Source organism: Cellulomonas endophytica (genome assembly GCF_004123805.1).
Classification (GTDB): domain Bacteria; phylum Actinomycetota; class Actinomycetes; order Actinomycetales; family Cellulomonadaceae; genus Cellulomonas; species Cellulomonas endophytica.
This window is the reverse complement of record NZ_RWJX01000026.1, coordinates 26,287-52,008: the sequence shown is the minus strand read 5'-3', so window position 1 is coordinate 52,008 and position 25,722 is coordinate 26,287. Positions and strand designations below refer to the sequence as shown.

The 25,722-nt window shown below is 77.6% G+C and carries 22 protein-coding genes; 8 read left to right on the top strand and 14 right to left on the bottom strand.

The features are described from left to right. Positions 1–497: 497 nt before the first annotated feature. The 9 genes from EJA20_RS09835 to EJA20_RS09795 form a co-directional block, all read right to left on the bottom strand. Positions 498–1,448, bottom strand: a complete 951-nt coding sequence (locus tag EJA20_RS09835) for a phosphotransferase family protein (protein WP_164983918.1) — start codon at positions 1,446–1,448, stop codon at positions 498–500. A gap of 185 nt (positions 1,449–1,633) precedes the next feature. Continuing rightward, positions 1,634–2,800, bottom strand: coding sequence for a glycerate kinase (locus tag EJA20_RS09830; protein ID WP_205687441.1), 1,167 nt, complete (start codon positions 2,798–2,800; stop codon positions 1,634–1,636). After that, on the bottom strand, positions 2,797–4,572 hold the full coding sequence (locus tag EJA20_RS09825) for an alpha-amylase family glycosyl hydrolase (protein ID WP_129337978.1): 1,776 nt from the start codon (positions 4,570–4,572) through the stop codon (positions 2,797–2,799). The genes EJA20_RS09830 and EJA20_RS09825 overlap by 4 nt, the downstream gene beginning before the upstream one ends. Beyond that, positions 4,569–5,987, bottom strand: a complete 1,419-nt coding sequence (locus tag EJA20_RS09820) for a glycoside hydrolase family 36 protein (protein ID WP_129337977.1) — start codon at positions 5,985–5,987, stop codon at positions 4,569–4,571. Before EJA20_RS09820 ends, EJA20_RS09825 begins: the two co-directional genes overlap by 4 nt. Continuing rightward, positions 5,984–7,297 carry a Gfo/Idh/MocA family protein gene (locus tag EJA20_RS09815; RefSeq protein ID WP_129337976.1) on the bottom strand — a complete coding sequence of 438 codons (1,314 nt, stop codon included), beginning with the start codon at positions 7,295–7,297 and terminating at the stop codon, positions 5,984–5,986. Before EJA20_RS09815 ends, EJA20_RS09820 begins: the two co-directional genes overlap by 4 nt. Next, positions 7,294–8,382, bottom strand: a complete 1,089-nt coding sequence (locus tag EJA20_RS09810) for a zinc-dependent alcohol dehydrogenase (protein ID WP_129337975.1) — start codon at positions 8,380–8,382, stop codon at positions 7,294–7,296. Before EJA20_RS09810 ends, EJA20_RS09815 begins: the two co-directional genes overlap by 4 nt. Positions 8,383–8,537: 155 nt before the next feature. Beyond that, positions 8,538–9,461 carry a carbohydrate ABC transporter permease gene (locus tag EJA20_RS09805; RefSeq protein ID WP_129337974.1) on the bottom strand — a complete coding sequence of 308 codons (924 nt, stop codon included), beginning with the start codon at positions 9,459–9,461 and terminating at the stop codon, positions 8,538–8,540. Then, positions 9,458–10,504, bottom strand: coding sequence for a carbohydrate ABC transporter permease (locus EJA20_RS09800; RefSeq protein ID WP_240675304.1), 1,047 nt, complete (start codon positions 10,502–10,504; stop codon positions 9,458–9,460). The genes EJA20_RS09805 and EJA20_RS09800 overlap by 4 nt, the downstream gene beginning before the upstream one ends. Further along, on the bottom strand, positions 10,501–11,880 hold the full coding sequence (locus EJA20_RS09795; RefSeq protein WP_240675303.1) for an ABC transporter substrate-binding protein: 1,380 nt from the start codon (positions 11,878–11,880) through the stop codon (positions 10,501–10,503). Before EJA20_RS09795 ends, EJA20_RS09800 begins: the two co-directional genes overlap by 4 nt. A 176-nt stretch (positions 11,881–12,056) precedes the next feature. Here EJA20_RS09795 and EJA20_RS09790 point away from each other — a divergent pair, with 176 nt between their 5' ends. The 4 genes from EJA20_RS09790 to EJA20_RS09775 all read left to right on the top strand — a co-directional run bounded on the left by EJA20_RS09790 (position 12,057) and on the right by EJA20_RS09775 (position 14,861). Then, a complete protein-coding gene (locus tag EJA20_RS09790) occupies positions 12,057–13,205 on the top strand; it encodes an ROK family transcriptional regulator (protein WP_129337972.1) in 1,149 nt (382 codons plus the stop codon). Between the two features lie 186 nt (positions 13,206–13,391). Next, complete coding sequence (locus tag EJA20_RS09785) at positions 13,392–13,736, top strand: hypothetical protein (RefSeq protein ID WP_129337971.1); 345 nt, start codon at positions 13,392–13,394, stop codon at positions 13,734–13,736. Between the two features lie 125 nt (positions 13,737–13,861). Continuing rightward, positions 13,862–14,356 (top strand): molybdenum cofactor biosysynthesis protein, encoded by a 495-nt coding sequence (locus EJA20_RS09780; protein WP_129337970.1) that lies wholly within the window; start codon positions 13,862–13,864, stop codon positions 14,354–14,356. Between the two features lie 112 nt (positions 14,357–14,468). Next, a complete protein-coding gene (locus EJA20_RS09775; protein ID WP_129337969.1) occupies positions 14,469–14,861 on the top strand; it encodes a hypothetical protein in 393 nt (130 codons plus the stop codon). Between the two features lie 14 nt (positions 14,862–14,875). Here the strand turns inward: EJA20_RS09775 and EJA20_RS09770 are convergent, their stop codons facing one another. Together EJA20_RS09770 and EJA20_RS09765 are read right to left on the bottom strand one after the other, a co-directional pair. Then, a complete protein-coding gene (locus EJA20_RS09770) occupies positions 14,876–16,165 on the bottom strand; it encodes a coiled-coil domain-containing protein (RefSeq protein WP_129337968.1) in 1,290 nt (429 codons plus the stop codon). Positions 16,166–16,321: 156 nt separating this feature from the next. Beyond that, positions 16,322–16,903, bottom strand: a complete 582-nt coding sequence (locus EJA20_RS09765; protein ID WP_129337967.1) for a helix-turn-helix domain-containing protein — start codon at positions 16,901–16,903, stop codon at positions 16,322–16,324. A gap of 49 nt (positions 16,904–16,952) precedes the next feature. On the opposite strand from EJA20_RS09765, the gene EJA20_RS09760 reads away from it, so the two are divergent. Both EJA20_RS09760 and EJA20_RS09755 read left to right on the top strand, forming a co-directional pair. Beyond that, positions 16,953–17,960 carry a class I SAM-dependent methyltransferase gene (locus EJA20_RS09760; protein WP_129337966.1) on the top strand — a complete coding sequence of 336 codons (1,008 nt, stop codon included), beginning with the start codon at positions 16,953–16,955 and terminating at the stop codon, positions 17,958–17,960. A gap of 175 nt (positions 17,961–18,135) precedes the next feature. Next, entirely contained in the window at positions 18,136–19,215 is a 1,080-nt protein-coding gene (locus EJA20_RS09755; protein WP_129337965.1) for an NAD(P)/FAD-dependent oxidoreductase, read from the top strand. 66 nt (positions 19,216–19,281) lie between these two features. On the opposite strand, the gene EJA20_RS09750 is transcribed toward EJA20_RS09755, so the two are convergent. Together EJA20_RS09750 and EJA20_RS09745 are read right to left on the bottom strand one after the other, a co-directional pair. Continuing rightward, a complete protein-coding gene (locus tag EJA20_RS09750) occupies positions 19,282–19,734 on the bottom strand; it encodes an ATP-binding protein (RefSeq protein WP_129337964.1) in 453 nt (150 codons plus the stop codon). Continuing rightward, a complete protein-coding gene (locus EJA20_RS09745) occupies positions 19,731–22,481 on the bottom strand; it encodes a SpoIIE family protein phosphatase (RefSeq protein ID WP_205687440.1) in 2,751 nt (916 codons plus the stop codon). The genes EJA20_RS09750 and EJA20_RS09745 overlap by 4 nt, the downstream gene beginning before the upstream one ends. A gap of 246 nt (positions 22,482–22,727) precedes the next feature. Between EJA20_RS09745 and EJA20_RS09740 the strand changes: the two genes are divergently transcribed. Both EJA20_RS09740 and EJA20_RS09735 read left to right on the top strand, forming a co-directional pair. Beyond that, the gene (locus tag EJA20_RS09740; protein ID WP_129337962.1) at positions 22,728–23,345 is read left to right on the top strand and encodes a dihydrofolate reductase family protein; all 618 of its coding nucleotides are present in this window, start codon (positions 22,728–22,730) and stop codon (positions 23,343–23,345) included. Between the two features lie 156 nt (positions 23,346–23,501). Further along, positions 23,502–24,269: an alpha/beta hydrolase gene (locus EJA20_RS09735; RefSeq protein ID WP_129337961.1), complete on the top strand. Its 768-nt coding sequence runs from the start codon at positions 23,502–23,504 to the stop codon at positions 24,267–24,269. A 33-nt stretch (positions 24,270–24,302) separates the two neighbouring features. Here the strand turns inward: EJA20_RS09735 and EJA20_RS09730 are convergent, their stop codons facing one another. After that, positions 24,303–25,523, bottom strand: coding sequence for an aldose epimerase family protein (locus tag EJA20_RS09730; protein WP_129337960.1), 1,221 nt, complete (start codon positions 25,521–25,523; stop codon positions 24,303–24,305). Positions 25,524–25,722: the final 199 nt, after the last annotated feature.

Genomic DNA, 25,722 nt, shown 5'->3' with positions numbered 1-25,722 from the left:
AGAACGCCGTCCTGCTCTGCCTCCGTCACCACCACCTCGTCCACGAGGACCACCTGACCATCCACCGGCTCCCATCCGACCCTGCCGGCACGAGGACCGGGCGCTATCGCCCCGGCGGACCGCCGTCGCAGGCTCGCTACGAGTTCCGCGGACCCGACGGAGGGGTCGTCGGCGGGCTGCCGGAGACCGCCCTCGGCGCCGGCGTCGACCGGGCGGCGGGAGCGACGGTGGAGGCCTCTCCGCCGACGCATCCCGGTCACGCCGCAGCCGCCTCGACCGCTGGAGCAGCGCGGCACGGTGGCGACGGCACGGAGGTGCCCGGTCATGCGTACGCACTCTTGGCCTGAGTCCGCGTGGCTCGAGCCACTCGAGCCACTCGAGCCACTCACTCGAGCCGCTCGAGCCGCTCGAGCCGCTCGAGCCAGGCGAGCCGCACGAGCCGCACGAGCGGCACGGGGGGCACGGGGGGCCCGGGCGGCTCGGCCCTGGGCGTCGGGTCAGGCCGACGCCGCCAGGAGGGCGTCGAGGCGGTCGAGCGACGCGCGCCACCCGTGGGGGCGGTCGAACGCGATCCAGGTCCGCTCGCGGACGGTGTGGAGGAGCTCGTGGGCGGTGACCCGCTCGTGCTCGGCGTCGGTGGTGACGCCGTAGGCGGCGCTGATGGTCGGCAGGTCGTCCGGCGTGTGCGACCGCACGTGGGTCCGGAGCTGCGCGACGTCGGCGAGTGGGTCGGACCAGCTCGCGCGCTCGAGGTCGACGAACCCGACGACGGCGGGGTGTCGAGCTTCGGTCACCAGGACGTTCGCGTCGGTGACGTCGCCGTGGCGCAGGACGGGCGGCCCCGTCGTGGCGATCGCCGGCTCGAGGGCCTTCATGCGGCGCGCCACGGCGCGCACCAGGTGCTCACTGCCTCCGGTGGCGGCGAACCCCTCGAGGGCCAGGGCCGTCTCCGCCGCGAGGTGCTCCACCGCGGTGGGCCACACCCCGCCGCCGCCGGCCAGCGGACCGAAGGTGGCGCCGGGGACCTGGTGCACCCGCCGCAGGAGGCGGGCGACCTCCTCGCCGAGACGGGTCGTGCCACCGGCGTCGAGGTCGCGGCGCCGGTCGGCCCACCGCACGCCGGGCAGGCGCGTCATCAGCAGCCAACCGGCCACGGACGGATCGGCGACGGCGCCGTGCGCGAGCACGCGCGGCACGAGGAGGCCGGGGACCTCCGCGAGGAGCGCCAGCGCGCGGACCTCCGTCGCGCACCCGGGCGAGGCGGCGGCCAGGTACACCTTGAGGACCGCGGCGGCGCCGGACGCGTCGGCGACGCCGACCACGTGGCCGACGGCGCCCTGCACGCCGGGTGCCCAGCCGTCGGCCGACCAGGGGCCGTGGTCGCGGGTCGCGGGGGAGGCGTCGAGGTCGTCGAGGACCCGCCGGAGCACGACGGGGGCGACGGCCACCCGCCCATCGTGGCACGACGCGATCTCCTCACCCCGACCGGGCCGGGACGCCGACGGGCGGCATCGCGGCGTCAGGGACATGGGTGTCAGGGACGGGGGCGTCCGAGGCTCGAGCAAGGGCGCGGGCATCAGGGGTGCGAACGGGAGGAGGGACGCGTCAGGGGTGAGGACAGAGGAGGGAGGTCTCAGGGGTGCGGGCGGGACGGGCGGCGGGCGGCGGCGGCCAGGAGGCGGACGAGCTGCTCGGCGGTGGCTCGCAGACCGGCGAGCGTCGTGGTCGGGTCGAGCGCGTCCGCGAGCGGGAGCGGCCGGGGGTGCACGGGCAGGACGGCGTCGAACAGGTCGCCCGTCGGGCCGAGCGGGTGGACCACGCGCCCGGCCAGCCCGACCACCAGGGCGCCGGCGGCCCGGCCGCGGCGGGCGACGCCCGCCGGCGCCTTGCCCCGTGCCGTCTGCGCGTCGATGCTCCCCTCCCCCGTCACCACGAGGTCGGCGCCCACCAGGGCCTCGTCGAGCCCGCCCAGGGCCGCGAGCGCGTCGAAACCGGGCTCGAGACGACCGCCGAGCGCGAGGACCGCGGCGCCCAGGCCGCCGGCGGCACCGGCGCCGCGCACGTCCAGGGCACGGCCCGCGACGGCCTCGAGCTCGCCCGCCCAGGCCGCGAGGGCGGCGTCGAGGACGGCGACCTGCTCGGGCGAGGCGCCCTTCTGCGGCCCGAACACGGCGGCGGCGCCGTCCCGCCCGAGCAAGGGGTTCGTGACGTCGGTCAGGGCGACGAGCTCGACCCCGCCGAGGTCGGGCAGGGCGGCGTCGAGCAGGAGCTCGGGGGCGGGCGGGGCCGGCCAGAGCGGGTTGCGCCCCGGCGACGGGTCGCGGGCCAGACGGGCGCCGAGAGCAGCGAGCATCCCGGCGCCGCCGTCGGTCGTCGCGGTGCCGCCGAGGCCCACGAGCACCCGGCGGGCACCGAGCGACACGGCGTGCGCCACCTGCACCCCGAGCCCCCACGACGAGGCGCGGGGCGGCACGGTCGCGTCGACCGGCGCGACGAGGGGCAGCCCGATCGTCGTGGCGGCCTCGACGACCGCCGTGCCGTCGGGGAGGAGGAGGAGGGGTGCGCGGCGCGGGCGTCCGAGGGCGTCCACCGTGTCGACGGGGACGAGACGGCCGCCCCGGGCGGCGGCGACCGCGTCGAGAGTGCCCTCCCCGCCGTCCGCCACGGCGACGACGCGCACGTCGGCGGCGGGGTCCGCGGCCAGCACGCCCGCCCGCACCGCGGCGCCGGCCTCCCGGCTGCCGACGCTCCCCTTGAAGGCGTCGACGGCGACGACGACCCGCAGGGCTGCCCCGCTCACGGCGACGGGGACGCGCCGGACCCGCCCCACGGCCGGGTTGCCGGCACGAGCCACGCGTACCCGTGCGGCGGCAGGTCCAGGCCGTCGGGATGGGCGGTGCCCGTGAGGACGTCGGTGCCCGTCAGCCCCGGCAGGTGCACCCCCTCGTCCGACACGTTCACCACCGTCACCACCTCGTCGTCGGTCCCGGCCGCCCGGCGGACGACCAGCACGCGGGGGTCGGGCTCCTCGACGGCCTGCGCCGCGAACGGGGACAGGCCGGGCAGGGTCCGGCGCACCTCGAGGAGCCGCCGCAGGCCCTCGAGCATGCCCTGCCTCCGGGGAGACGTCACGAGCTCGTCGGCCAGCCGGTCGGCGTCGAGGGTCTCCCGGTTGATGCGGCGGGCGATCCCGCTGGCCTCGACCGCCGCGGTGTCCTGGCCCGAGCCGAGCAGGGAGTGGACGTAGACCGCCGGCACCCCGACGAGCGAGAGGAGCACCGCGTGCGCCGCCAGCCCGCGCACGACGGCCGCCGTGTCGGGGTCCGGGTCGCCGGGGTCGACGAGGGCGTCGAGGTAGTTCGTGTTGAGCTCGTACACGCCCTCGGAGCCGTCGGGGCGCCGGGCCAGCGACACCCGGCCGCCGCGGGCGAGGGTGCGCTCCACCAGGAGCGCGCGGTCGTCGTCGGTGAGGAGCCCCTCGGACGGCCGCAGGCCGATGCCGTCGTGGCTCGCGAGGAAGTTGAACCAGGTCGCCGTGGGGCTCACGGGCCCGATGCCGGCGGCCCAGCGCGCCAGGGCGGTGGCCCGGCCGGTCACGAAGGCGTGCAGCACCAGGGGCGGCAGGGCGAACTGGTAGACCATGTGCGCCTCGTCGGAGCCGTCGCCGAGGTAGGTGACGTTGTCCGCGTGCGGCACGTTCGTCTCGGTCAGCAGCAGCGCGCCGGGGGCGAGCGCGTCGACGAGGGCCCGCCACACGCGGATGACGCCGTGCGTGCCCGGCAGGTGCAGGCAGGTGGTGCCGGGCTCCTTCCAGAGGAAGCCGACGGCGTCGAGGCGCACGGTGGTGGCGCCGTGCGCGAGGTACCCGAGCAGCACGTCCGTGAGCTCGAGCAGCAGCTCCGGGGTGCGCGGGTCGACGTCGACCTGGTCGGGGCCGAACGTCGTCCACGCGTGGGCGACGGTCCCGTCGGGACGGGGGAAGGGGTGCACGAGGGGCGTCGTCCGCGGCCGGACCACGCGGGAGGTGTCGAACCCCTCCCCCGGCTCGAGGAACCAGCCCGCGCGCCGCGGGTCGCGGGCGAGCCACTCCCGGAACCAGGGGCTGGAGCCGCTCACGTGGTTGGCGACGAAGTCGAGCATGAGCGCGTGGTCCGCGCGCAGGTCGGCGACGTCCTCCCAGGTGCCGAGGGCCGGGTCGACGACCCGGTGGTCGACGACCCCGAACCCGTCGTCGGACGTCCACGGGTACAGCGGCAGCAGGTGCACGTCCGTGACGGCGTCCCGGACGTGCGTGCGGAGCACCTCCCGGAGGGTGCGCAGCGGGGCCTCGCCCGGGCGGCGGACGGAGTCGCCGTAGGTGATGAGGTACGCGGTGCCCTCGTCGGGGCGCGCCCGCCCCGTCGGCCCCAGCCGCGGCGCCCAGCGGTCGGCGAGCGCGAGGAGGGCGCCGAGCACCTCGTCGGCCCGGGCCGGGTAGAGGGCGGCGACGAGCGGTGAGAGGCGGTCCTGCAGGGCGTCCCGGTCGAGCGGTACGGCGTCGGTGCCCGCTGGAGGAGCCCCTCCGGCGCTCATGCCCCGACCTCGGTCCCGGCGTCCGATCCGGAAGCGCGCCCGGCGTCCGAGCCGGCGTCGCGGCCGGCGTGCGGTCCCGAGCCGCGCCCGGCGAGGAGGTCACGCACGAGCTCCAGGCCGCGGGCGTCGAGCTCCGCGACCCGGTCGGAGAACCCGCGCACGCCCGGGGCCGCCAGGACGACCTGCGCCCACTGCTCCCGCAGCGCGAAGGACGGCCGCGCGACGAGGCAGTCGGGGTCCGTCGTCCAGAACCGGCCGTGCTGCCAGGCCCGCGCCTCCAGCGACATCCGACCGCGCAGGCCCTGCGACCCGTCCTCGCCGCCCTCGTGGAAGGTGTCGGGCGAGACCCGCATGGCGTCGACGAGCCCGACGCTCGGCAGGAGCGGCGCGCCGCACCCCAGCAGGTCCGCGCGCTCGCCGAGCACCTCGCGCACGAGCGCCAGCCCGGAGCGGTAGGCGCTGACCGGCGTGGCGTCGGGGTCGTGCCGCGGGCCCGGGACGGCGCCGGCGTAGAGGAAGTCGAGCTTGGCGTAGTCGATGCCGAGGTCGCGCAGCCCGGAGAGCACCCCGGCGAGGTGGTCGCGGACGTCGGGGTGCGTGAGGTCGAGGCCGACGAGGTCGTCGCCCCAGTTGTGCCCCGCGGGCCCCACCAGCCAGTCGGGGTGCTCCCGGGCGGTGGTCGAGCGCGCGCCCACGACGAAGGGCGCCAGCCAGATCCCGGCGCGACGGCCCGTGTCCCGGATCGCGGCGACCACGTCGGGCAGGGAGCCGAAGCCGGGACGCGGACGGGTGCCCTCGCCCGTGCCGAGGCTCCACCCGTCGTCGACCTGCACCACGTCGACGTCGAGATCGTGGGCGTCGAGGGCCGCGAGGTTCTCGAGCACGTCCGCCGCCGTGACCCCCTCGAAGTACCGGTACCAGCTGCACCAGACGCGCGGCGCGGGCCCCGAGGAGGCCCGGGCGCCCGCGGCGGCCCCCAGCGCCGCGCCGACCGCGGCGAGCACCGCCTGCCCGGCCGAGCCCCCGTCGGCCCCGGCCGGGACCTCGCCCCCGGTGCGGGACCGGGACGCGTCCGGCGGGGCGGTCCAGACGGTCACGGGGCCGTCGGCGGTCACGACGAGGTGCCCGCGCTCCAGCACAGCGCGGATCGTGGGCACCTCGCGGTCGACCTCCAGCGTGCCGTAGGCGCGGGCGGGGCTGCCGTCGCCCGGGTCGACGACGAGCAGGCCCTCCCCCTGGTGCCCGTCCGCGGGCGGCTGCACGCCGGGCCGGAACCGCATGAGGTGCTGCCAGCCCTCGGCCGGCCGGTGGGGCGGGTCCCCCGGCGCGGCCCAGGTGGTGGGGCTCCAGCTCTGCCAGCCCTCCGTGTACACCCGGGTGCGGGCACCGACCGGCAGCTCGTCGACGACGGTCATGGGCGGGCCTCCCCGGGGCCGGTCCCGGGCGCCGGGGACGGCGGGGACGGCGGGGTCGACGACGTCGACGGGGTCGACGCGGTCGACGGGACCGACGGGGTCGACGACCACGACGACGGCAGGGCCGCCCGCTCGCCGGGGCGGGTGAGGACGAGGGCCTCCGGGTGGACCGGGGCACCACCGGCGGCCGCGGAGTCCACGGCCGCGAGCCCCAGGCGCACGGTCGCCAGCACGTGCTCCGCGGCGTTCTCCGGCTCGCGGCCCTCGTCGACCGCCGTGAGCAGCTCGCCCATGGCCCCCGCGAAGCCGTCCGTGAACCACTGGCCCTCGAGCGCGAAGCGGGTCGTCGTCGCCCCGCGCTCCAGGACGAGCGCGTCGGAGCCGAGCAGGACGCTCCCGCGCAGCGTGCCCTCCGTCCCGTGGACCCAGAACGGGCAGCCGCCGGTGCGGGTGCGGGCGTCGCCGACGACGCGGAGCGCGGCGGACGCGCCGGACGCGAGCCCCACGTGCACGGACGCGTGCCACGGGTTGCGGGCGGCGTCGGGCTGGCCGGGGACGCGGGAGTCGTGCGCCGCGACCGTGGTGACCCGTCCCCCTTCGAGCCAGCAGCGCGTGATGTCGAGCCAGTGCACGAGGTAGTCGGCCAGCAGCATGTGGGGGACGTCGTCGAAGGGCGTGCCGGCCAGCGGGGGCAGCGGCTTGTCGTGCAGGTGCGTCACGCCGACCACCTCGCCGACCGCCCCGTCGCGGACGAGCAGGGTCGCCAGCCGCCACGCCGGCGCCCACCGCCCGTTCTGGTTGACGGCGACGCGGACGCCCCGCGCCCGGGCGTCGGCGAGGACCTGCGCCAGCCGCGGCAGGTCCGCCGCGTCGGCGACGAGGGGCTTCTGCGCGAGCACGTGCTTGCCCGCCTCGACGGCGGCGGCGAGGAGGTCCAGGCGCCCGGCGGGGCCCGTGGCGAGGTCGACGACCTCCACGGCCGGGTCGGCGAGCAGCTCGGCCACGGTGGCGTGCACGGTGGGGATGCCGGCGGCGTCCGCGAGCGCGCGGGCGTGCTCGGGGGTGCGGGAGGCGACCGCCACCACCGGCACGCCCCAGGCGGCGTAGGCCGGCAGGTGCGCCGAGCGCGCGATCGCCCCGGCGCCGACGAGCCCGACCCCGGGCCGCCGCGCGGGCAGCTGCGGGCGCGTGCCGGGCACGGCGTGGGGGCCCGGCGCGGAGGACCAGCGGCTCGCCGGGTGCTGCCCGCCGGCGGCACCCGCCGTCGCGCCGGGAGCGGTGGCCCCGGCGGGCGGCAGGGGCCGTGTCATCGCTCCCCCGTCCCGGCGTCGTCGGTCGACGGGTCGGCCGCGGGGGCCGCGTCGAAGCGCAGGAGGGTCTGCAGGACCGCGGGGTCGCCGCGGTCGAGGCGCCTGAAGGCCGCGGCGACGTCGGCGGCCGCGACGACGTCCGTCACCAGGGCGCGGGCGTCGACGCGGCCCGCCACCATCTCCGCAAGCACCGTCCGGACGAGCCGGGCCTGGTCCCACCGGCCGCCGAGGCCGACGGGCACCCCGGAGATCTGGCTCGCGACGAGCCGCACCCGGTTGTGGTGGAACTCCTCGCCCAGCCGCAGGTGGTCGGCACCACCCTGGTAGAACCCGGACGCGGCGACGAGCCCCTCGACGACGACGGACCGGATGGCCTCGTGCAGCGCCGCCGGTGCCCCGGACAGCTCGACGGCGCTGTCGGCGCCGCCGCCGGTGAGCTCGCGGACCCGCGCACCGGCTCCGCCCTCGACCCGGGCGTCCACCGTCGCGGCCGCCCCGAGGCGCTCCGCCACCGCGAGCCGCACCGGCTGGGCGTCCACGGCCACGACCCGTGCCCCCGACAGCGTCGCGAGCCGCGTGGCGAGCAGCCCGATGACCCCCTGCCCGAACACGGCGACCTGCTCCCCGAGCCGCACGTCGGCCGCGAGCACCGCGTTGAGCGCGATGGCCCCGACACGCGCGAAGGTCCCGACGACCGGGTCCGTCCTCGCAGGCAGCACCCGCCAGGACAGGGCCGCGGCGGGCAGGACCGCGTCCGACCGGTGCCCCCAGATGCCGTGCACGACGTCGCCGACGGCCGGGGCCGTCACGTCGTCGGCCACCTCGACGACCTGGCCGACCTCGGAGTAGCCCCAGCCCTGGACGGGGTAGCCGAAGCTCGGCTCGCCGGGCACGAAGAGGCGCCGCTCCGCGTCCCAGGTCGAGGTGAGGTACGGGTTCGTGCCCCGGTACGCGGTCAGCTCCGTCCCGGCGGAGATGCCGGAGTACCAGGTGGCCACGCGCACCGTGCCGGGCGTGAGCGCCACCGCGGGCGTCTCGACGAGCTCCACGTGGCGCGGGCCGGTGAACTGGACGATCTGGGGCACGACGACGTGCCCTCCCTTCGGGGCGGGTGCGGCGGGACGGGACGGGACGGGTACGGCGGGACGGCTGCGACGGGACGGGGTGCGGCGAGACGGGTGCGTGGGGGGTGCGTCGGGCGGGGGCGGCGCCGGGGTGCCGTGCCGCACCCCGGCGCGGGTCAGCCCTTCTCGGCGCCGGCGGTGAGCCCGCCGACGAGGAGCCGCTCCGAGGCGAAGAAGAGCACGATGATCGGCAGCGTGAGGATGACGGAGCCGGCCATGAGGATCGTCGTCGGGACCTCGATGCTCCCGGACAGCTGCGACAGGCCGAGGGAGACGGTCCACCGGTCCCGCCGCTCGACGAGGAACAGCAGCGCGAACAGGAACTCGTTCCAGGCGATCATGAAGATGAACAGCCCGTTGGAGACGATGGCCGGCATGGCGAGCGGCAGGCTGATGCGGCGCATGGCCTGCAGGCGCGTGCAGCCGTCGATGGCGGCGGCCTCCTCCAGCGACACGGGGATCGTCGTGAAGTAGTTGCGCAGCATGTAGATCGACACGGCCGCGACCTGCGCGACGTAGACGACCAGCAGCCCGACGAGCGAGCCCCGCAGCCCGATGCGCGTGAAGAACACGAACAGCGGCACCGCCAGCAGGATGCTCGGGAAGAAGTACACGGCGAGGAACAGCGCGGACACCTGCCGCCGGCCGAAGAACTGCAGCCGGCTGACGGCGTAGGCGCCGGGGATGGCGACGAGGAGCGAGAGCACCACGGTCCCCAGGGCGACGAGCAGCGAGTTGCGGATGAAGGTGCCGAAGCCCTGCCCGCCGTCGGCGACGGGCGTGAGGACGTCGACGTAGGTGTCGAGGTTCAGCTCGTCGACGGACACCCACAGCGCGCCGGGGTCCTGCAGCAGCGAGTCCAGCGACCGGAAGCTCAGCAGCACCATGTAGTAGAAGGGGAACACCGCGACGACCAGCAGCAGCACGATCACCAGCGGCCGCAGGACGCGCAGCACGCCGTTCTCGAACCGGTCGCGGTTGAAGCCCCCGTCGCGGGCGGCGGACCGCGACGGCGGGCGGGCCAGGACGCTGCCGCTCATGCCTGCTCCTCCTCCTTGCCGAACCGCTTGAGGTAGATCCCGACGAGGACCGCGAGGATCGCCGCCAGCACGAGCGCCTGGGCGGCGGCCGCGCCGATGTCTCCGCGCGCCGTGAGGTAGTCGAAGACGCGGACGGAGACGACCTCCGTGCCGGCGCCGCCGCCGGTGAGCAGGTAGATGTCGTCGAAGTTGTTGAACGTCCAGATGAAGCGCAGGACCGACAGCACCGCGATCGTCGGGACGAGCTGCGGCCAGAGGATGTGGCGGAAGCGCTGCGTCGGCGTCGCGCCGTCGACCCGGGCGGCCTCGTCGAGCACCTCCGGCACCGCGCCGAGGCGGGCCGTGAGGAAGAGGAACGCGAACGGGAACGAGCGCCAGCCCTCGAAGAGGATGACCGTGAGCAGGGCCGTCGGGACCTGGACGTCCCAGCCGAGGAGCGACATCTCCGTCGACCGCGCCGACAGGAACGCGATGGGCTCGTCCCAGCCCAGCCACCGGGTGCCGACGTGGTTGACCAGCCCGAACTGCGGGTTGAGCATCGTCGACCACACGAACGTCGCCGCGACGACCGGCGCCACGTACGGCAGGAGCATCGCCGCCCGCACGGCGCCCCGGCCCCGGAACGGGGCCCGCAGCGCGAGCGCCGCCGCGAGCCCCACGGAGATGGCCAGCGTCGTGCCGAGGACGGAGTAGAGCACCGTCGTCAGCAGGGCCTGGAGGAAGCCGGGCGAGGTGAGCACCCCGGTGAAGTTGCCCAGCGTGTAGTCGCCGAGGATCCCCGTCGTGCGGATGTTGAGCAGCCGCACCGACTGGAACGCCAGCGACACCGTCCACAGGATCGGGAGGACGACGACCACGACGACGATGACGACCGTCGGCGAGATGAGCGCCAGCCCCGTACGGGACTCCTCCCGGCTGCGCTGCGAGCGCCGGTTGCCCCCGGGCAGCCGCCCCCGGCGACCACGACCGCCGCCGGGGCCCGGGTCGGCGGGGACGCGGGGGGCCGGGCCGGTGACCCCCGACCCCCCGGCGAGCTGCGTCACTGCAGGGACTCCGCGATGGAGCGCACCGCCTCGGCCGCCGTCTGCGCCGCCGTCTCCGGGTCGGTGCCGCCGGCGACCTCGCTCACCGCCTCGGCCACGGGGTGCTCGCCCTGGGTGGCGCCGAGCAGGTCGCCCTGCCCCTGCGTGATACCCCACCGCGCCAGGTCCTCCGGCCCCGCGGCGACCGCTTCGAGCACCTCGGGCGCGTAGAAGTCGGCCAGCGGGGCCTTCGTGTCGACGCCGGCGGGCAGCGTGGCCCAGGTGTCGGAGTAGAGCGTCGGCTCCTCGGGCGTCCCGGCGCGGACCGGCACCTTGCCCTCGGGGGCGATGGCGATCCACGGCTCGTAGCCGTCGCCCATCATGTACTCGACGAAGGCCTGCGACGCGGCGGTGTCGGCGCCCGCCGTGACCGTCCACGACGTGATCTCGCCGAACTGCGCCGGCGCCGAGCCGTCGGGGCCCTCGATGGCCGTCACGACGCCCGTGTTCTTCGCCAGGTACGCCGGGTCGGCCGCGCACTCGGCGCAGGAGGGCTTGGCGTCCTCGCGGAGGCCGGCCATCTCGTCGAGCACGAACGTCGACCAGACGAACATCGCCGCCTGCCCCGCGAAGTAGGCGGCGCGGGTGGTGTCGACGTCCTGGGCGCCGGCCACGCTGTAGTCCGTGACGAGCTGCCCGTAGAAGTCGAAGGCGGCGACGCAGGCCTCGGAGTCGAGCTGCACCTCGCCCTCCTCGTCGACCATCTCGCAGCCGTTGCCGAGGGCGACGTGCTCGAAGGTCTGCTCCGTGAAGGAGTCGCCGGGAGCGGTCGCGCCGACGAAGCCGGCGACCTCGTCGCTGTCGAGCGCCTCGGCCGCCGCGAGGATGCTCTCGTAGGAGGTCGGCGGCTCGAGGCCGGCCGCCTCGAAGAGGTCGGAGCGGTAGTAGAGCATCTGGGTCCACGACTCGCTGGGGACCGCGAGCTGGGCGTCCCCGTCGCGGGTGAGCTCGACCGCCTTCTCCGAGAACGTGCCCGGGTCGAGGGCGTCGAGGACCGCCCCCACCGTTTCCGTGTCGACGAGCTCGTTGGCCGAGAGCGTGCGCACCTGCGGCAGCGAGATCCCGCCGATGACGTCGGGCAGGTCGCCCGCGGCGGCTGCCGAGGTGATGAGCTGGCTGAACTGGTCCTCGGCGACGGAGACGAGGTCGACCTCCGTCCCGCTCGCCTCCGTGAAGGCGTCGACGATCGCCTGGGTGGCGGCCACGCGGTCCGGCAGGTCCTCCTGCACCCAGACCGTGAGGGCGCCGCCCCCGCCGCCGTCCGTGCCGCCCGTCCCGTCGCCCTCGGCGTCGCCGCCGGAGCAGGCCGCCAGGACGAGCACGGCCGCGCTCGTCACCGCCGCCGTCCTCAGTGCCGTGCCACGTACCTTCACCGTGCGCCTCCTCGCGCTGGGGTGGTGCTGCGGGCTCGTCCGGACCGCCGTCGGTCCGAAGTTGTGTCTAGACGCTAGGCATAAGGTGAGCAGCGGTCAAGCACAATGGCGAGCACGATCAGGTCACGGAGGTGGCGACGATGCCGGGAGCCGGGGAGGTCCTCGCACTGGTGCGCAGCGGGCGGGCGACGACCCGCGGCGACGTGCTGGAGGTGACGGGCCTGAGCCGGATGACCGTCGCCGGACGGATCGACGCGCTGCTGGCGGCCGGGCTACTCGTCGAGAACGGGACCGACCGCGTCACGGGTGGCCGCCGCCCGCGGCGCCTGGAGTTCAACACGGAGCACGCGCACGTCGTCGCCGCGGCCGTCGACACCACCCACAGCACCGTCGCGGTGACCGACCTGGCGGGGCGGATCCTCGACGAGGTGCGCGTCCAGGTCGCGGTCGCCGACGGGCCGGAGCGCACCCTGCGCGCGCTGACCGACGCCGCCACCGCGCTGCTGGAGCGCACCGGCGTCCCGCGGGCGCACGTCGGCGGCATGGGGATCAGCGTGCCCGGGCCCGTCGACCCCGACACCGGCCGGCCCAGCCAGCCGCCGATCATGCCCGGCTGGGACGCCTACCCCGTCCCCGAGCACCTGCACGACGCGCTCGGCGTCCCCGTGCTCGTCGCGAACGACGCCGACGCCGCCGCCCTCGGCGAGCAGCGCACGGGCTACCCCGCCTCGCGCTCGCTGTGCCTGGTGAAGGTGTCGACGGGCATCGGGACGGGCATCGTCATCGGGGGCCAGGTCTACCGGGGGGTCGACGGCGGCTCCGGCGACATCGGGCACGTCCGCCTCGCCGGGCACGACGACGCGCTGTGCCAGTGCGGCGGCCACGGCTGCCTCGCGGCGGTGGCGTCGGGGCGCGCCGTGGCACGGTCGCTCACGGCGCTGGGCACGCCCGCCGCCTCCGGGTCGGACGTCGGCGCGCTGCTGGCCGCCGGCGACGCGGACGCGGCCCGCCTGACCCAGGCCGCGGGGCGCGTGATCGGCGAGGTCATGGCGACGGTGGTGTGCCTGCTCAACCCCGGCGAGGTCGTCATCGGCGGCGCGCTGGCCTCCGCGCCGCTGCTCGCCGGCGTGCGCGAGACGCTCTACCCGCGCTCCCTCCCCCGGGCGACGCGGCACCTGACGATCCACGGCGCCGCCCTCGGCGAGGACGCCGGCGTCGTCGGGCTCGCGGCGATGGTGGTGGAGCGCGAGTACTCCGCCGCCGCCGTGGACGCCCTCCTGGGCGCCTGACCGCCGGGGGCCGACCCCGCTCGCCCCCGCGGCGGAGATGGTCGGGCCCGGGCCTGGGTCGGTCACCGCGGTGCGAGCCCGGTCCACCGCTGTGGACCCCTGGGCGACCGGGCCTGGTGCCACCGACCTGTGGCGCGCACCCGCGCCGGGTCGCCGGGGCCCTGCCGTGAGACGACGATCGGCGGCATGGACCGCACGCCGCACGCACCCGTCCCCGCGCCCGGGCGCGGCTCGCCGACCGACTGGACGACGGGCGAGCGCGTGTTCGCACCCCCGGCGGGCACGCTGGACGTGGCGTGGCTGGTCCCCGCGGTCCTCGAGGCGGCCCCGGGCACGACGCCCGCCGTGGCGCTCGCCGCGCTGGAGGCGTCCTGGTCGCGCCTGCGGGCCGCGGGGCCCGTCGACCCGTCCGCGGGTGCGCGTCCCGGTGACCCCGTCGCGGCGGCCGCCGAGGACGTCGTGCGGGAGGCCGTCCGGCAGTTCGCGGTCCACCCCGCTCCGTCCGCCGCCACCCCGCCGCCGCCGGCGTGAACGGATGCTGCACCGGCGCCGTGGCACGCCGAGCCGGGCACCGTCGCAGCCGGCGCGTCGGCCCGCCGGTGCAGCATGGCTCCGGGAGGCGCGCGGCGTCGGCGTGGGGCGGGCAGGATCACGGGGTGGCACGCATCGAGCAGCTGCTCGCCTCACCGGTGCACCGGTACGCCGGGCGACCGGCCGACGGGCCCGCACCGGCGCCGGAGGGCGAGCTCGTCGACGCCGTCGAGGTGCGCGCCGGGCTCGGGATCGTCGGCGACCGGTTCTTCGGGCGGCCCGCCCACCGCGACGCCGCGGTCACGCTGATCGCCGCGGAGCACCTGCCCCCGGGCACGGGCCTGGCGCAGGTCCGCCGCAACGTGCTGCTCACCGGTGTGGCCGTCGACGACCTCGTCGGCGCCGTCCTCACCCTCGACAGCGGGGACGGGCCGGTGCGGCTGGCCGTGCGCACGCGCGCCCGCCCGTGCGCGTGGATGGACGTCGCCGTCGGCCCGGGGGCCTGGCGGGCGATGCGGCTGACGGGTGGCGTCCGCTGCCGCCCGCTGACCGACGGCACCCTGCGCGTCGGGCCGGTCCAGGTCCTCGTCGAGCCGGCCGAGGCGCCCGTCGGCCCGTGAGCCGCCCCGACGAGGGACAGGACGCGGGCACCGCCGGACCCCTGGTGCGGGCGGGCCGGCGCGGCACGGAAAGGCCGGGACACGGTGCCGGTGCCGCCCCTAGCCTGCGCGCATGCTGCCGACCGACTGGACCGAGCACCGCCGGGCCGGGGACCGCGAGCTCCTGGGCTGGGTGCGACCCGTCGGCGAGGGGTGGGTCGCCGTTGACCGGCTGGGCCGCGACCTCACCGGCGTCGTGGACTGGATGGAGGCGGAGGAGGCGCTGGAGGCTCACGGCATCGCGTGGCTCTCCGGGCTGTGGCAGCTCCCCGCGACGGACGGCTCGCGGCTGCGCGTGCGCGTCGTCGAGGTCCGCGCCGACGCGGTCGTCGTCGCGACGGACGACCTCGGGTCCGTCGACGCGCCCCAGGTGCGCCACGTCCTGCCGTTCCCCGCGCCGAAGGACCTGGTCCCGTTCGCCGGCGACGCCCACACGCTCGACGCCGGCCTCTTCGGCCGGCACTGAGGGCCGGGCGGCGGCTACGCCCCGGCCGCCGGGTCCAGCGCGTCGTGGAGGCGCTCGAGGTCGTCGGCGAGGGCCTGGACGCGGGCGCGCTCGGCGGCGTCCCGTGCCTCGTCGGCGGCGACCGCCGTCCCGCGCGCCGCGAGCGAGGCGTCGTCGCGCGCGAGCAGCGTGCGGGCCAGCGCGAGCGTCTCCTCGGCGGACGCCTGCGGCAGCTCCGTGCCGTCCCACCAGGTCCAGGACAGCAGCAGCCGCGACCGCTCCGCCGCGCCGAGGGCGGCCACCTCGGCCTCCTGCTCGGCCAGGGCCGTGCGGTAGGCGTCGCGGGCGGCGGTGTCCGCGACGAGCTGCGCCCGCGCCGTCGCGGTGACGGCCTCCTGCGCGACGAGCGCCTGCCCGGACTCCTGCACCTCCGTGCCGAGGTCCGTGAGCACCGCCTGCCACGCCTCGTGCACCGCGACGAGGGCCGTCCGGTCCGTCACGACGCGTCCCCACGCGACCTCGAGGTCCGCGCCCAGGCCGCCGGGCCGCTGCACCTGCGTGCCGAGGTAGGCGAACAGCTCCGTGGGACGGCTCGCCGGCTCGTCGCCGACGGACCCCGCGAGCTGGTCGTGGAGCGGGTCGTCCGCCGGCAGGCGCGCCACCTCGACCTCGAGCAGCGGCGTCAGCCGCGCCCGCTCGGTGTCGTCGAGCTCCGCCCACGCCGCGTGGAGGAGCTCGTGCGCGGTGGTCTCGACGACGAAGCCGCCCAGCCGGGCGTCCGACGGACGGAAGACGACGATGCGGTCCGGTCCCTCCCAGAAGCACCCGACCGCACCGGCGGGCGCCGCGAGCCCCCGGGCCGGCCGCGCGCCGAGGCGGTCGCAGCGACCGGCGAAGGCGGCGGCGTCGAGGACCTCGGGACGCGTGGCGTAGAGCAGGGCGCGGCCCTCGTCGGTCAGGTGCGCGGCGTCCGCGAGCGCGACGACCTCGGCCGACGGCGGCGGCACGGACGGGCGCAGGTCGACGGCGCCGTCCGTGACGTCGGCGAGCGCGGTCGCGACGGAGACGCCGAGCTCGTCCCGGTCGGCGACGTCCAGCCAGAGGGCGGCACCCGCCCCGAGCCCGCCGACCACGAGCAGCCCCGCGACGAGACCGCCCAGGGGACGACGGCGGCGGCGTGCGGGCCGCGGGGCCGCGCCCGCCGGAGCGCCCGTCGGGGGGTGCGGCACCGTCCCCGGGGCGGTGCCGCCCGACGCCTCGTCGAGGACCCACCGCGGCACGCGCCCGGTGGGCGAGCGCGGCAGGTCGTCGGGCGGCAGGGGCACCCCTCCAGCATCGGGACCGCGGGCCCCGCCCGCCGCGACACGCCGGGCCGTTCGCCCGATCGGCTCAGACGGGACCGGTCCCGGCGCACCGGCGCCCTCGGGTGACGCCCCCGGGGGCCGCGCACCGGGACCGTCCGGCAGGGGACACCCCGCGGGTCAGGTGCCGGGGGCCCGCTCGTCGAGGTGGGCGCGCTCGCCGTCGTGGTCGAAGATCGTCAGCAGCTCGGCCGGGCCTCCGTGCGCCTGGACGACGTGCGGCGTCATCGTCGAGAACTGCGCCGCCTCGCCGGCGCGCACCACGACGGAGCGCGAGCCGAGGGTGAGCCGGACGACGCCCGACAGCACCGTGAACCACTCGCGCCCCGGGTGCACGCGGGGGTCCCCGACGACGCGCTCGGGCGTGAGCCGCATCTTCGCGACGACGACGCCCTGCGTCGCCCGTTCCCGGGAGAGCAGCCAGGTCGTCGCCCCCGGCTCGTGCCGGGGCTCGGGGCGGATGACCACGTCGTCGTCGCCCTCCGGCTCCACGAGCTGGTCCAGCGTCGTCCCGAGCGCCCGCGCCAGCGGCACGAGCTGGTCCAGCGCGATGCGCCGGTGGCCCGTCTCGATGCGGCTGAGCGACGAGGCGCTGAGCGCGCACCGGGACGCCAGCGCGTCGAGCGACCAGCCCTTCGCCAGCCGCAGGCCCCGGATGCGCTGTCGGACGACGAGGTCCAGCGCCGCCTCTTCTTGCGTCATGCGCAAGAGCCTATGCCGCTCCGGCACGTCCCGGCCTACCGTCGTGCGCATGACGCACCGCGACGAGACGACCGGGGCCGGCCCGACCGGCGCCGGGACCGGTCGGCCACCCTCCGCCCACGCCCGGGCCCACGTCCACGGCCACGCCCAGGCCCATGCCCACGCCCACGGGCGGTCCCGCGGCGCCGTCGGCGAGCACCGCCCCGCCGGCGACCCCGAGGCGCACGCGCGGCTCCTCGACCTCGACGCGCGGCTGCACGCCGACGGGGCGGCGGCGCTCCTCGACGCCGTCGCGGCCCACCTGGACGCCCCGGTGCGCGCCGTGGTCGACCTCGGCGCCGGCACCGGCCGCGGCGCCGCCGCCCTCGCCGCACGCTTCCCGACGGCGCACGTCGCGGCCGTCGACCGCGACGCCGCGATGCTCGCGCGGACCGCCGCGTCGGCGGCGGAGGCCGGGGTCGGCGACCGCGTCGTCCCCGTCGCCGCGGACCTCGACGCGCCGGGCGGCCCCGCGGCGGCCGCCGCCGCGGTCGGCACCCCCGACCTCGTCCACGTCGCCCTCGCGCTGCACGAGGTGGCCGACCCCGCACGGCTCCTGCGCGAGGTGCACGACGTGCTGCGGCCGGGCGGGCTGCTCGTCGTCGTGGAGCCCGACGGCCCGCCGGACGTCCTGCCCGACGGCGTCGGCCCCGCCGGGCTGGGGGCGCGTCTGCGGGCGGCCACCGTCGACGCCGGCTGGGCCGCGCACCCCGACTGGCACGACGCGATCGTCGCCGCGGGGCTCGAGCCGCTGGACCAGCGCCCCTGGCCGCTCGTGCGGGAGCCGGCGGACGCGCTCGTCGGCCGCTACGCGCACGCGTGGCTCGGCCACGTGCGGGACGCCCTCGGCGACCGCCTGGAGGACGCCGACCGCGCGGCGCTCGACCACCTCCTCGCGGTGGCGGACCCGTCCCGCGGGCCGGCGCCGGACGGGTCCGCGGGGCCGTCGGTGCTCGAGCACCGCGACGACCTCGTGCTGCGCACCTCCCGGACGGCCTGGACCGCCCGACGCCCGTGACGCGCCCGACGCCCGTCACCCCCCGACTCCCGCAGGCGCGCCCACCCGCCCGCCCTGCCGGGCCCCGGCGCACCGCCCGCCGTCGCGCCACGGGCACCGCGCCGTGACGCCGCGGCACCCGCCGCACCCCCGGCACCGCACCCCCGACCCGACACGACACGACACGGAGACCCGCATGACCACCGCCCTGCCCACCGGCCCCGCCACCGGCGGAGCACCGACCGACCGCTCCTCCCCCGACCGCCCCTCCCCCGACCGGCCCTCCCCCGACCGGCCCCGCGAGGCCGACCTCCTCGACGTCGTCGTGGTCGGCGGCGGCCCCGCCGGCCTCGCCGCCGCCGTCGCCCTCGCCCGGTCCCTGCGACGCGTCACGGTGGTGGACGCCGGCGAGCCCCGCAACGCACCCGCCGCGGGCGCCCACAACCTCCTCGGCCGGGAGGGGGTGCCGCCCCGCCTGCTCCTGGCCGACGGCCGCCGGGAGGCCGAGGGCTACGGCGCCGTCGTCCTCGACGACCGGGTGGTCGCGGCCCGCCGTGCCGCCGACGACCGGCCCGAGGCCCCGCGGTTCGTCGTGGACCTGGCGTCCGGGCGGACGCTGCGCGCGCGGCGCGTGCTGCTCGCGACGGGCCTCGTCGACGAGCTGCCCGACGTGCCGGGGGTGGCGGAGCACTGGGGCGGGGCCGTCCTGCACTGCCCCTACTGCCACGGGTGGGAGGTCCGCGGGCGCCGGGTCGCCGTGCTCGCCACCTCCGCGCGGGCCGTGCACGTGGCGCTGCTGCTGCGCCAGCTCACCCCGGACGTGACCCTGCTGACGCACACGGCGCCCGACCTCGACGCGGACGCGTGGGAGGCGCTGGCCGCCCGGGACGTGGCCGTCGTCGACGGACCGGTGGAGCGGCTGCGCAGCGAGAGCGGCGTGCTGCGGGCGGTCGTGCTCGCCGGCGGCCGCGAGGTCGCCGTCGACGCCGTCGCCGTGGCCCCGCGGTTCGTCGCCCGCGGCGGGCTCTACACCGCGCTGGGCGGGACGCTCGTCGAGCACCCCATGGGCGCCCCGGTCGTGCCGGCCGACCCGACGGGGCGGACCCCCGTGCCCGGCGTCTGGGCCGCGGGCAACGTGGACGACCTGGCGGCGATGGTCGCCGTCGCCGCCGGTGCCGGGCTGCTGGCCGGCGCCGGGCTGAACGGCGACCTCGTCACGGAGGACGTGGCCGCCGCCGTCGCCGCGCGACGGGGAACCGCGGTCCCGGCTCGCTGACCCGCCCGCTGACGGGCCCGCTGACGGGCCCGCTGACCTGGCCCGGCCGCCGGGGCGGGCCCCGGCTCAGCCGAGGGGGAAGAGCGCCCAGACGTGCTTCGCGCCCGAGGCGCGGTACCAGCCGACGTCCCGGGCCACCCGCTCGGCGATGACGAGGCCGAAGCCGCCCGCCCCGGCCGTGCGCCGGCCGGCGAGCACCGGCACGCGCTCGGTGTCGCCGTCCGCGACCTCGAGCACGAGGGCGCCGCGCCCGCTCAGGAGCCGCACGTGCGCGGGGGGCGCGCCGTGCCGCAGGGCGTTCGTCGCGAGCTCGGAGGCGACGAGGACGACGTGCTCGTCGAGCGCGTGCCCGCCGTCCGGCGCCGCCGCGGCGAGCGCCTCGAGCAGCCCCGCGCGCATGGAGGTCAGGTCGCGGGCCGAGCCCACCCGCCAGCTCCCGACGGGCGTCGCCCGCGGCGGGCGCGCCTCGGCGATGCCGCTGTCGACCGCCGCGCGGGCGTCTCCTCGGGGGCGGCTCATGCGCCCTCCGCGGCGCCGACGGGGACGGTGCCGGCCTCGCCCAGGGGAGCCGCCACGGCGTGGCCGGCGGACGCCGCGGGCGCCGCCGGCGGCGCGGGCACGGGCGGGACCGGCAGCGGCGGCGTGGAACGCGGGCCGGCCTCGGCGGGCCGCGCCTGGTCCTCGCGGTGCAGCCGCACGCCGACGACGGCGACGTCGTCCTGCAGCCGCGCGGGCAGGACCCGCTCGAGCACGGCGTCGACGAGCGCCGTCAGGGGCCTGCCGTCGCGCGCGAGCTCGGCCGACGCCGTGCGCAGGCCCTCGAGCGAGATCCGCAGGTCCTCCCCGCGCCGCTCGACGAGGCCGTCCGTGAACAGGAGCACGGTCGTGCCGGGCACGAGCTCCTCGAGGTGGTCGTGGCGGGGCCGCTCGGGCGCGATGCCGAGGAGCAGGTCACCGCCGCGGGGGGCGAGGTAGCGCGCCCCGCCCGCGGGGTCGAGGAGCAGCGGCGGCAGGTGCCCCGCGTTCGACCAGCGCAGCCGCCGCGTGCCGCGGTCCCGCGCGTCGGCGTCCTGCTCCAGCCGGGCGACGACGGCCGTGGCGGTCGTCCCCACCTTGAGCCCGGTGAGGGCGGCGTCGAGCGTGGAGAGCACCGCCGCCGGGGTGACGCCCGTCGCGTAGGCGATGCCGCGCAGGAGGTTGCGCACCTGGCTCATCTGCACGGCGGCGTCGATGTCGTGGCCGACCACGTCGCCGATGACGAGCACCGTGGCGCCGTCCGGCTGCATGAACGCGTCGTACCAGTCGCCGCCGACCTCCGCCGCGCGCGAGGCCGGCGCGTACCGCACGACGACCTCGACGTGGTCGGGCTCGACCGGCGCCGACAGCAGCGTGCGCTGCAGGCCCTCCGCGATGAGGTGCTGCTCGCCGTACAGGCGGGCGTTGTCGAGCGCCAGCGCCGCGCGCCCCGCGACCTGCAGCCCCGTGGCGAGGTCGTCGCCCAGCAGCGGGGGTCGCCCGAGCCCCCGCGCGAGGGTCACCGCGCCGATGGTGCGTCCGCGGGCCCGCAGGGGCAGCACCGCGCCCGTGTGCGGCGCCAGCTCCCGGATCAGGGCGCGGGCCTGCTCGTCGCGCAGCATCGCGGCCAGCGTCTCCACGGCCGGCGCCGCGACGAGCTCGGGCTCGCCGCTCTCCAGCGCCCGCGAGAGCACGGACCGGCCGGTGTCCAGGGCGGCGAGCCGGCTCGCGGAGTAGCGCTCGAGCAGCGGCCGCGCGTCCGGGTCGGCGTGCCAGGTCGCGACGTCCCGCAGCCCGTGCTCGTCGACGAGGGAGACGATGCACCAGTCCGCGATGGTCGGGACCAGGTGCCGGGCGAGCCGCCGCAGCGCGTCGTCGATGTCCTCGAAGGACCCGCTGAGGTCCTCGCTGACCCGTGCGAGCAGCTCGAGCCGGCGGCTGGCCCGCATGGCCTCGTCGCGGGCGGCCTCGGCCGCCTCCTGCGCGGCCCGGCGGGCCGTCACCTCGATGAAGGTGACGGAGAGCCCGTCGGGCGAGGGCCAGGCGCGGACCTCGTACCAGCCGTCCAGCGGCGGCGGGTAGTACGCCTCGAAGGACACGGCCTCGTCCGTGGCGACGGCGCGCCGGTAGTGCTCCTCGAAGGGCCCGTCCACGGCCGCCGGGAACAGGTCCCACAGGACGCCGCCGAGCAGCTCCTCGCGCGGGCGGCCCAGGAGGCGCTCCGCCTCGCCGTTGACGTAGGTGAACCGCCACTCGCGGTCCACGGAGTAGAAGGCGGACGACATGGACTCCAGGAGCCGCGCGAGCCGCGCGTCCGCCGCGCGCCCGGCCGTCGTGTCCCAGGCGACGCCCAGCACGCGGCTCGCGGTGCCGTCCGGCCCGGGCAGCGCCGCGCCGCGGGCCTGCACCCAGATGCGGTCGCCGTCGGGCAGCAGCACGCGGTACTCGGCCTCGTAGCCGCCGCACGTCGCGATGGCGTCCTGCAGCGCCTCCGTCACGCGGACCCGGTCGTCGGGGTGCACCCGCGCGCTGAAGGCCTCGATCGTCGAGCCGAACTCCTCGCGCGCGAGCCCGAAGAGCGCCAGCAGCTGGTCGTCCCACACGAGCTCGCCCGTGTGCAGGTCCCAGTCGAAGCTGCCGACCCCGCCCGCGGCGACGGCGAGCTCCCAGCGCAGCCGGTCGAGCCCGTAGCCCGCGGTCACGGAGGCCAGCTCGAGCTCGTCCGCGCACGCCTCGGCGAGCGCGCGCAGGAGCACCACGTCCGCCTCCGACCACCCCCGCGCCCCCGGCCCGTAGACGCACAGGGACCCGACGAGGTGCCCGTCCTGCCGCACGATCGGCACGCCGAGGTACGCCCCGACCGTTCCGTCCCGCACCGACTCCATGTCCTCGACGCGCCCGTCGTGCACGGCGTCGGCCACGACGAAGGGCTCCGTCGAGGAGGCGACCGCACGCGCGCACACCGACCGGTCCAGCGCCGTGCTCGTCCCCGCGCCGTCGGCCGTCCCCGCCGAGGCGACCACGAACTCCCGCTCCCCGAGCAGCGAGACCTGCGCGGCGGGCGCGTCGAGGATCCGGACCGCGAGCCCGACGAGCCGGTCGAGCGCGGCGCCCCGCGCCCACGCGGACAGCCGACGGGCCTCGTCGTCCACGGGCGCGGCGGCGCCCGCGCCGACGCCGCCCGCCGGGCGCGCCGCGGAGGAGGGGGCCGCGGCTGCGCCGACGGGCTCCGCTCCGGAGGACTGCGCCACGACCACGCTCCCGGGTACCGCACCTGGACCACTTGCAGGCGGCATCGTAGACGGGACGAACCGGACCGGCTCCTCCGGGCCCGCACCGCGGTCACCTCCCCCACCCCCGGGGGCACGGATGCGCGTCCGACCGGCCTCGCCGCCCGGGCACCGGCGGGCGTCCCGCGGCCGATGAGAACCGGGCGGGACCACGGTCGGAAGGGGCGGGGCCGTACCGTGCGGCTCCCCCCGACCGAGAGGTGACCGATGGCGACGATCGTCTCCACCCTGTTCAGCGCGCTCGACGGCGTGGTCGAGATCGACCCCGCGTGGCACTTCCCCTACTTCGACGAGCACATGGGGGCGGCCGTCGGCGAGGACTACGAGGGGGCGGACGTCCTGCTGCTGGGCCGCGTCACCTACGACAGCTTCGCCGGCGCCTGGCCGGAGCGCGAGGCCGCCGGCGGCGAGGACGCCGGGTTCGCGCGGCAGCTGGGCGACACCCGCAAGGTCGTCGCCACCCGCTCCGGCCGCGACCTGGGCTGGCGCAACGTCGAGGCCGTCGAGGGCGACCTCGCCGCGGTGGTCCGGGGCCTGAAGGAGGACCCGGCGGTCTCGAAGGTCCTCGTCGCCGGGTCCGTCTCCGTCGTCCGGCAGCTGCTCGCGGCCGGTCTGCTCGACGAGCTGCGCCTCCTCGTGCACCCCGTCGCCGCGCGCAAGGGCGAGCGGCTCTTCGACGAGGGCGACGCGATCTACCCCCTGCGGCTGCTGCGGTCGGAGGTGTTCCCCACGGGCGTCGTGCGGCTCGTCTACGCCCCGTCCGCGCCTGCCGGAGAGGCGTCGTACGACGACGTGACCGAGCACGTGCCCCCGGGCGAGGGCTGACCGCCGCACGGGGCGGCCGCGCGGCGCGACCCCGTCCGGCCGGGCCGGCACCGGGCGCCGCGGCGGCGTCGCCGGCCCGGCCGCGGCGGCCGCCGCCTCGTCCCCTTCACCCGTCCGGGCGGACGCGGCGGCGGGCGACGCGTAGCCTCGTCGGCCATGGCCGTGGGGGCGACGGGGCCGTCGCACGAGGGGACGGCCGTGCTCGTCCACGGGCTCTGGGGGTCGCCGTCCGACTGGACGTGGGTCGCCGCGGCGCTGGAGGCGCGCGGCTGGGACGTCCGCACGCCCGACCTGCCCTCGCACCGCGCGCCCGACGCCGGGCTGGCCGCGGACGCCGAGGCCGTCCGGGTCGTCGTGCGCGGGCTGCGGGCCGCGCGGCGGCCGGTCGTGCTCGTGGGCTGGTCCTACGGCGGGACGGTGGCGACGGTCGCGAGCTGGGGGGACGCCCCGCCCGACCGGCTCGTGCACGTCGCGGCACTGCCCGAGCACCCCCGCCCCGGCGAGCGCCGCGACCGCTCCCGGGACCGCGCCGACCACGTCCACGTGCTCGACGACGGCACGTGCGTCCTCGACCACGAGTGGTGGACCACCCGGGGCGGGGCGGCGACCTTCCCCGCCCACGTCCGGGCCCGACTGGCGCGCCGCCGTCCCGCCTCGCAGGGCACCACGGGCGAGCCCATCCCCGTCGCCGGGTGGCACGACGTCCCGACGACGGTGCTGCTCGGCCGCGACGACACCCTCCTGCCCCGCGGCGCGGCCCTGCTCGTGCCGCCCCCCGTCGACGACGTCCGGCAGGTGGACTGCGACCACTTCCTGCCGTTCCGCCTCCCGGACCTCGTCGCGGCGACGGTCGCGGAGCCCCCCGGGCCGCCGGTCACGCCCCGACCGGGCCGGGACGCGGCCGGGGCACGGGACGCCCCCTGACGTCCCGGGCCCCGGCCCCGGCGGTCCCTCCGGTCACCAGCCGCGGGAGTGCCCCAGGTCGAACACCGTCGTCGTCGCGTAGGTCTCCCCCGGCCGCAGCACGGTGCTGGGGAAGGCGGGCTGGTTCGGCGAGTCCGGGAAGTGCTGGGTCTCCAGCGCCAGGCCGTCGGACTGGCGGTAGACCTGCCCGCCGGTGCCGACGAGCGTCGCGTCGAGGAAGTTGCCCGAGTAGAACTGGATGCCGGGCTCCGTCGTGAGCATCCGCATCGTCCGTCCGCTGACGGGGTCCTTCAGCCGCGCGGCGAGCACGAGCTCGTCGTCGCCCGCGCTGCCGCGGTCGACCACCCAGTTGTGGTCGTAGCCCTGGCCGAAGAGCAGCTGCTCGAAGGGCTCGCGGATCCGGTCGCCGATCGCGGTCGGCTGCCGGAAGTCCATGGGGGTGCCCGCGACGGGCGCCAGCTCGCCGGTGGGGATGAGGGTCGCGTCGACCGGGGTGTACGCCGAGGCGTTGAGCCGCAGCGTGTGGTCGAGGATCGTGCCCGAGCCCTCGCCGGCCAGGTTCCAGTAGGTGTGGTTGGTGAGGTTGACGACCGTCGGCGCGTCCGTCGTCGCGGTGTAGCGGATCTCGAGCTCCTTGCGGTGCGTGAGGGTGTACTCCACCTCCACGTCCAGCTCGCCGGGGTACCCCTCCTCGCCGTCGGCGCTCGTGTAGGACAGGCGCAGGCCCACGCTGCGCGGCCCGCGGACCTCCTCGGCGTCCCACACCTTCTTGTCGAAGGAGTCGTCGCCGCCGTGCAGGGAGTTCGGGTCGTTGTTGATCGGCAGCTGGTAGGTCTCGCCGTCGAGCTCGAAGCGGCCCTCGGCGATGCGGTTGCCGTAGCGGCCGATGATCGCGCCGAAGTAGGGCCCGGGGTTGTTGCTCGCGACGTAGCCGGCGAGGTCCTCGAAGCCGAGGACGACGTTCACGGGGAGGCCGTCGCGGTCGGGCACCTCCAGGCTCTGGATGATGCCGCCGTAGGTGAGGACCCGGACGGTCATCCCGCGGTTGGTGAGGGTGTACCGCTCGACGGCCTCGCCGTCGGGCGTCGTGCCGAACGGCTCCACCGCGACGGTGGGCTCGTTCGCGGCGGCGGCCGCGAAGGCCTCCGCGGTGTCGGCGGCCGGCGCCGCGGTGGGGGCGCCGGCGACGAGGAGGGCCGTGGCGGCCAGGGGGGCGGCGCCCACGAGGGCGCGCCGGAGGGAGGGCATGCGCATGCTGTGCTCCTGTCCGAGTGGGTACCCGTCCCCGGGACGTCGTCGTCCTGCTGCTGCGGCGGCCCGGTACGACGGTGGACGGGGGTCGCCGCCTCGGGGGCGGAGCGGTACCCCGACCGTAGGAGCGCTCCCGGACGGCGTCAACGGTGCCGGTCGATCACCCGGACGGATGGTCCCGGACCGGCGGAGGGGTGAGAAA